The sequence below is a fragment of the cf. Phormidesmis sp. LEGE 11477 genome, assembly GCF_015207105.1.
Taxonomy (GTDB): domain Bacteria; phylum Cyanobacteriota; class Cyanobacteriia; order Phormidesmidales; family Phormidesmidaceae; genus Phormidesmis.
Map to the genome: position 1 here is coordinate 1 of NZ_JADEXO010000190.1, position 6333 is coordinate 6333.

Below are 6333 nucleotides of genomic sequence, written 5' to 3' on the forward strand. Positions count from 1 at the left end.
CCCTCACCCCCTCACCCCCACTCTCACCTGGATCAAGCACACTCTCCTACCAAACCTCTACCAAACCACCGACGAAATCACCCACCTCCTCCACGGCCTTAACGGCGGCTACGTTCCTAGTGGCCCTTCGGGCGCACCGACTCGCAATCGCCCGGAGGTCTTGCCGACAGGTCGTAACTTCTATTCGGTGGATATTCGCGCTATTCCGACCGAAAGCGCCTGGGATATGGGTCGCAAGGCCGCCGAAATCTTGATCGAAAACTATACCCAAGAACAGGGCGAGTATCCTCAGACGCTCGGTCTTTCTATGTGGGGCACTTCGGCCATGAGAACCGGCGGTGATGATATGGCAGAAGCATTAGCCCTCATCGGTGTTCGACCGGTGTGGGATGGCCCCAGTCGGCGCGTGGTAGATTTTGAAATTCTGCCATTGTCTTTGCTGGGTCGCCCTAGAGTAGACGTGACGCTGCGGATCTCTGGCTTTTTTCGAGATGCTTTTCCCAACCTGATTTCTTTGTTTGACCAGGCGGTGATCGCTGTTTCTAAGCTGGATGAACCGGCAGAGCAAAATCAGCTAGCGGCCCGAGTTCAAGCAGAGTACGAGCAGTGGCAGCAAAAAGGACTCGATCAGGCTCAAAGTTTAGAGCGATCGCGCTACCGCATCTTTGGATCTAAACCTGGTGCCTATGGCGCTGGACTTCAGGGATTAATTGAATCGCAAAACTGGAAGAGCGACGCCGATCTGGCCCGCGCCTACATCAACTGGAGTAGCTATGCCTACACAGGAAACGCAGAGGGTCACAGCGCGCCAGAAGCTTTCGGTCAGCGCCTAGAAAATATGCAGATTGTGCTGCAAAACCAAGACAATCGCGAACATGATTTGCTCGATTCCGATGACTACTATCAGTTTCAAGGGGGATTGACAGCAGCGGTGAAAGCAAAGCGCGGTGAAGCGCCTGTGACTTACTTCGGTGATAATGCCATACCAGAGAATCCAAAGGTGCGATCGCTCACTGCAGAAATTGCCCGCGTCTACCGCTCACGTGTGATCAATCCCAAATGGATCAAAGGCATCATGCAACACGGCTACAAGGGCGCGTTTGAGATGGCAGCAACGGTCGATTATCTATTTGCCTACGACGCGACCACCGGCTGCGCGGCAGATCATATGTATGTGGGCGTTGCCGAAGCTTACCTCTTTAATTCGGAAGTAAGGCAGTTTGTAGAAAAGTCAAATCCTTGGGCGCTGCGAGATATGGCAGAGCGGCTGTTAGAGGCAGATCAACGAGGGCTGTGGCAAGAGGTTAACGAGGAAATGGTAGATAGGTTACGAGCAATTGCCCACGCAGCCGAAGGTAAAATTGAAGCGGGCCTGTCTAATCATTAGCTAAGTTTATTATCTCCAGAAACTCATACATCAAAAGGTCCCTATTAGCATCAGTAACAGGGACCTTTTGGAAGGTTAAAACTTATACAAAAGAATCGACTTTCAACTATTAAAGCGAGAACTCTTGAACTAAAGTTTCAAGTCCTTCCTCAAATTCCATTAAGAAGCGTCCGTTTTTACGCTTGCCTTTGAGCTTCTCTAAGGTAAGGTACTTCTTTGCAACCTCTGTCATATCTTTGGTCGTCGGAGGCGGATCTGCAGCAGCGTCCTTATCAGGCACTTCTTGACGATTGAGTCTCTGTTCTAAAATAAGCTGCTTCATTATCTCTTGAAGCTCTTCAAGTCCTTCGCTTTTCGCGTGGTCTGGCGTATCGTCCTGTTCTGCGATCGACGCTTTTGTTTTTACCATCGTATTAACGTTTCCTATGCTGCGCGCTCCATTATGTTTTCTAAACTATGGCCTGACAGTTAGTCTATCCAAGCAAGATTCATGCAGTAATAGCTGACTATCTCAAGTCATGTAGGCGGATACACTTAATATCCCTTTACGAATGTCCTTTCACCTCTTTTTGCTTGTACAAAGGTGATTCTAGCCGCTTGCGTAGTACGCATTGTATTACTTTGGACGTACTATGTGTCAAACTATATCTTATAAGTTAAGAGACCTTTACTTATGTATCCTTTGCTCTTGTGACATTCACATGCCCAGACTACATTCTAAATTACGTCGAAGAAGGCAGTCTCTACCGTCTCAACCTTAAAAATTGTGTGAATTTCTATCACTCATAGCGTCATTTTTCACTGTAAGTTTTTGTGTTCGTTTGTGAATGCAAAGCATCTAAAACGAGTCTCTTCTGATTGTCTGTATCTAATTTAGCTTTTTGGTTATTAAAACGTTAACTTTCTATTCTTTCTGTAACTATCAAAGAGCTCTTATTGAAGAGAATAGTACAGAGCGATAGGCAGTCAATACTTCTATTAGTTAAGTTGCCCGTTTATCTGCTCTGAAGTTGCCTTATTAGCTCTCTTTTATGCTTTATTGGCTCTCTTTTATTCTGGGATGAACCAATATTATAATCTGCACAGATGATTGATATTCGACAAAACGTCTATGAGTTCTGTGATCGCCCATACAAAAACAGAAATACGCCGAGCAGCTTCTATTACAGCTACCTCCGCTTCGCCGACGGCCATCAAGGAAAGATCAATTAGTGCTGTCAAAGAGAAGTATCCAAACTACAAGATTATCGTCCTCAACGACGATTTCAATACCTTTGAACATGTCGTTAGAACGCTGACGACCTACATTCCTGGTATGGATAGTGACCAAGCATGGGAATTAGCTGACCAGATACACAATGAGGGTCAGGCTATTGTTTGGACAGGGCCCCTAGAACAAGCAGAGCTGTATCATTCTCAGCTGATACGCGCCGGACTGACGATGGCTCCTTTGGAGAAGGCTTAGGTTTGTGGGGAGAAAAGGGACTGGCAAGAAAAACTTTGGGAAAAAGTCGTCTGCGAAAAAATCATCTAGCAAAAAAGCTAATAAGGGAACCGCTACAAAGTTGGCTAGAGGCAGTAATAGCGCTGTTGCTAACCAGCCGCTCGACAAAGGTAGGGTCGTGATTACTCACTCTACCTACATTCCAGGTCTAATTCCGCTGCTAGAAAAGCTGGCTACCGTCCCTCGTATTCAGACGATTACTCCTGCTGTGATCTCGCGCGCTAGGTCTAATGCGCCAGCGCTGCGACTGAAGGTCTCGGTGGCAATCAGAGGGGGGCATAAGCTGATTGCGCGTAAGGGAAAGTCGGCGCAGGAAGTATTTGTGGTGACTGAGCTGAGCAAGAGCGAGCTAGAAAAGGCGATCGCACCTCTCCTGCCATAAATCACCCAACCCCCTATGCATTCTTGCAATACCGATTGGCAGACAGAAGGTGCAGCCCATTTCTCTACGGGGAGCGCATTTTTTAGAGCTAGCAGTCAAATAGGACGCGATCTAGCCATACTTGCAGCACTGGCTTACAAGCGCCGTTCTGTTGAGGACGGCCAGCTGCGAATTATGGAGGCAATGGCGGGCTGTGGGGTCAGGGCCGTGCGCTATTTGCTGGAGGCAGAAGCCGACTATGTTTGGGTAAATGAGGGTAACGAAAAACTGAGCGAGCTGATCCAGGATAATCTTCGAGCTAACCTCGATTCGCGTTTGTTTACCGATCGCTATCGCCTGACTCATCAGAATGCTAACGCTATTTTTTTCGAGGCGTATCTGCGTCAAGATTTCTACGATCTGATTGACATTGATAGCTTTGGTAGCCCCATGCCTGCACTTGGCAATAGCCTCTGGGCGGTCAAACTCGGCGGCCTGCTCTACCTGACAAGTACTGATGGCCGGACGACGAGTGGCCGCGCGCCAGATAGCAGTCTGCGATTCTACAGTGCCTACGCTCGGGCTCATCCGGCGGTTCACGAGCAGGGATTGCGTTTGCTCATCGGCTTAGCTGTTCAGCAGGCGGCAGCTAGAGGGCTAGGGGCTTGGCCTGTTTTTTCCTGGTATCACGGGGAAGTGAATCGGGTGATGATCAGAGTTACTAGGCGTCAGCCTGGCAGCGTGATCGCTATGGATTTTTGACCTACTGTCATGCTTGCGGACAGTTTGGCACGCTAGGCTGGAAACAGCTCGGCAAAGGAGCAACCTGCACTTGTCAAAGCGTAGATCCGCCAGTTGTAAGTGGGCCTATGTGGCTTGGCCCTTTGCACAATTTAGATGATTTGGCGGCTATGCAGCGCGTTGCCGTTCAAAAAGACTGGTGCGATCGCGCCGCGCTGATTGAGACTATGATCGCTGAAGCCAACCTACCTCCTTACTTCTATCCGCTTGCTGAGATTGGCAGGCGAGCCCAGATAGATATTCCGCCTAGACAGCGGCTGATCGATGGGTTGAAGGATGCAGGGTTTAGAGCGAGCAGTACCCATCTATCCACTCAGGCAATCAAAACGGATGCACCTCTAGCGACCTGTCTAGAGCTAGCTAAGCAACTGTCCTAGTTTGTATAACCAGCGGAATCGTTTCTTTCTAAACTGTAGAGACTCAGTACATCCTTTTACTCGCAGCGCGAGATTTTTTGTATCAGCTATGAAAATGTTCTTGGTCGGTGTGACGGTTGCTGCGGCTGCTATTGGCGGCGGTATTGGCTATGCGATGTTGAAAACAGACGGCGATGGGTTGGGTGCTCTTGTTCAAAGAGACCGTCAGTCTGCTGTGATTGCTGCTGAAGCGACGCCGGCTCAGCGCACACAAACTTTCGCGCCAGATGACGTTGTAATCTCAGAAGCTGAACTAAACGATATGGTAGCTGATGCGATCGCACGCTATCCGCAGACCTCCTCTATCTTGGATCTGACCCAAGGCGTTGATACTGTGATTGCAGGCGATCGCATTGAAAGCGGCGTCAGAATCAACCTTTCCGACATTCCGCTCGATTCTTTGCCCGCCGAGGGGCAGCAGGCCATAGAGCAGATGACTCGAACCTTTCCCTTCCTCAATGACCGCAAGGTCTATGTAGGGATAGCAGGCAGTCCTAGCGTGGTCGACGGGCAGGTTAGTCTGTCGAATACCAACGTCAAAATTGGTCAGCTGAAGCTACCAATTGCAAACATCGCCAGTCAATATGGCTTCTCTCAAACGGATATCGAGCGACAGCTCAGCGTGCTGTTAGAGCAGCAGGGCCTGACCCCGGAAGATATTCGAGTGGTGGATGGGCAGCTAGTGATTTCGGGGTTGCCACAGTAGGAAATATTGAGATTATTGAGAGCTTCGACGCTGCTTAGCTCGGCGACGACTGCTTTTGAATACGACTGATCTTGAATGCTACTGCTCTTGAATCAGGCGCATGTAGTTTTGCTTGAGTTGAATATTGCTTTCGCTCATTTTTTCTGAGAGATCTTTCTCAGCATCACTCATGTTTTGCCAGAAGGTCGCCGAGCGCTGAGCAGATAGGTATTCTTGCCACAGTGTCTTGAGCAGGGGGGCGACGGCTGAATGGTCTGCTTCGACTTGGGCTAGCAAAGCTTCAAACTGGGTAGTGGCTGGCGAAGAGTTGCCGCTTTCTTTGGCTAGGGCGATCGCGCCATCCAAGGTCACCTCTAGCAAACTTTTACTAACCCGGTCGCTAGCTTTATCACCGGTCTTTTCAATTGTATTTTCTGGCACAGAAGCACTATTAGTCATTACTTTTTACTTTGAACTCCTAACAAGTTTGCCTCTATCATCGCCTAGCATCGAACGCACAGCTCTCTATAAAAAAGAGGAAATAAAAAAGGGAAATAGAAAAAGAGGAATCTTCTATCTGCTCCCTATCTGGATCTATCGGCAATAGGTTGTACAGCCCCAATGCCGACTACGCGGCAATCTGGGTCCTTGCCAGCCTCGGCGTCTGAGTTCTTTGGCAATCAGTCGATTGATGCCACCATGGGCTACGAGCACGACCCTGCCGCTTGAAGTCTGTGCCTCTAAAATATCGGTGGCGGCGCTCGCTCGCTGCTTTGCCCTAGCAAAAGACTCACACCCAGTGCTGTAGCCTAGTCTCCACAGGGTTAGGGCAATGACTGACCAAGTCAGCGCCGAAAACCGAAAGTGCTCAGGAAAATCGACCGGAAACTCTATTTCTCGAAATTGCGAGTTGACGATAGGTGGCCTGGGTACCCCTAACAGCTCAGCAGTGTGCAGTGCTCTAGGTCGATGGCTAGCAAATACTCGATCGGCCTGGGCCATAACCTGCATAGCCGCTATTGGAGGCCGCGCCCGGTGTTCAATTCTGGCGTCATCGTAGCGCTCGATAAATTGTCGAAATTGATTACCTGGAACTCGCTGCCGCACAGATACCGCAGGCGGACCGTGCCGGATTAAGGTGATCGATTTGCTCATCGAAATCATATCTAGAGGCTGTAT

Annotated in this window: 9 protein-coding genes; 6 read left to right on the plus strand and 3 right to left on the minus strand. The window is 49.3% G+C overall.

Annotated features, from left to right (window positions below):
- A partial coding sequence (locus IQ256_RS27935; protein ID WP_193858964.1) for a cobaltochelatase subunit CobN occupies window positions 1–1387 on the plus strand: 1387 nt, incomplete at its 5' end.
- 109 nt (window positions 1388–1496) lie between these two features.
- On the opposite strand, the gene IQ256_RS27940 is transcribed toward IQ256_RS27935, so the two are convergent.
- Window positions 1497–1796 (minus strand): hypothetical protein, encoded by a 300-nt coding sequence (locus tag IQ256_RS27940; protein ID WP_193858965.1) that lies wholly within the window; start codon window positions 1794–1796, stop codon window positions 1497–1499.
- Window positions 1797–2498: 702 nt separating this feature from the next.
- On the opposite strand from IQ256_RS27940, the gene clpS reads away from it, so the two are divergent.
- The 5 genes from clpS to IQ256_RS27960 all read left to right on the plus strand — a co-directional run bounded on the left by clpS (window position 2499) and on the right by IQ256_RS27960 (window position 5175).
- Window positions 2499–2852: an ATP-dependent Clp protease adapter ClpS gene (gene clpS / locus IQ256_RS27945; protein WP_193858966.1), complete on the plus strand. Its 354-nt coding sequence runs from the start codon at window positions 2499–2501 to the stop codon at window positions 2850–2852.
- Window positions 2853–2952: 100 nt separating this feature from the next.
- A complete protein-coding gene (locus IQ256_RS27950) occupies window positions 2953–3273 on the plus strand; it encodes a DUF2103 domain-containing protein (RefSeq protein ID WP_193858967.1) in 321 nt (106 codons plus the stop codon).
- Between the two features lie 15 nt (window positions 3274–3288).
- Window positions 3289–4014 carry a hypothetical protein gene (locus IQ256_RS30190; protein ID WP_255516249.1) on the plus strand — a complete coding sequence of 242 codons (726 nt, stop codon included), beginning with the start codon at window positions 3289–3291 and terminating at the stop codon, window positions 4012–4014.
- Window positions 4011–4430, plus strand: coding sequence for a hypothetical protein (locus IQ256_RS30195; RefSeq protein ID WP_255516250.1), 420 nt, complete (start codon window positions 4011–4013; stop codon window positions 4428–4430). The genes IQ256_RS30190 and IQ256_RS30195 overlap by 4 nt, the downstream gene beginning before the upstream one ends.
- An 88-nt stretch (window positions 4431–4518) precedes the next feature.
- On the plus strand, window positions 4519–5175 hold the full coding sequence (locus tag IQ256_RS27960) for a hypothetical protein (RefSeq protein ID WP_193858968.1): 657 nt from the start codon (window positions 4519–4521) through the stop codon (window positions 5173–5175).
- Window positions 5176–5253: 78 nt separating this feature from the next.
- Here the strand turns inward: IQ256_RS27960 and IQ256_RS27965 are convergent, their stop codons facing one another.
- Window positions 5254–5613, minus strand: coding sequence for a hypothetical protein (locus IQ256_RS27965; RefSeq protein WP_193858969.1), 360 nt, complete (start codon window positions 5611–5613; stop codon window positions 5254–5256).
- 135 nt (window positions 5614–5748) lie between these two features.
- Window positions 5749–6333: histidine phosphatase family protein (locus IQ256_RS27970; RefSeq protein WP_228025362.1), on the minus strand; the 585-nt coding region annotated here is incomplete at its 5' end.

Excerpts from the sequence above, each read along its gene's own strand:
- IQ256_RS30190 (WP_255516249.1), top strand. The coding sequence starts at position 3,289 with ATGCATTCTTGCAATACCGATTGGCAGACAGAAGGTGCAGCCCATTTC.
- IQ256_RS27965 (WP_193858969.1), bottom strand. The coding sequence starts at position 5,613 with ATGACTAATAGTGCTTCTGTGCCAGAAAATACAATTGAAAAGACCGGT.
- clpS (WP_193858966.1), top strand. The coding sequence starts at position 2,499 with ATGAGTTCTGTGATCGCCCATACAAAAACAGAAATACGCCGAGCAGCT.
- IQ256_RS27940 (WP_193858965.1), bottom strand. The coding sequence starts at position 1,796 with ATGGTAAAAACAAAAGCGTCGATCGCAGAACAGGACGATACGCCAGAC.
- IQ256_RS27960 (WP_193858968.1), top strand. The coding sequence starts at position 4,519 with ATGAAAATGTTCTTGGTCGGTGTGACGGTTGCTGCGGCTGCTATTGGC.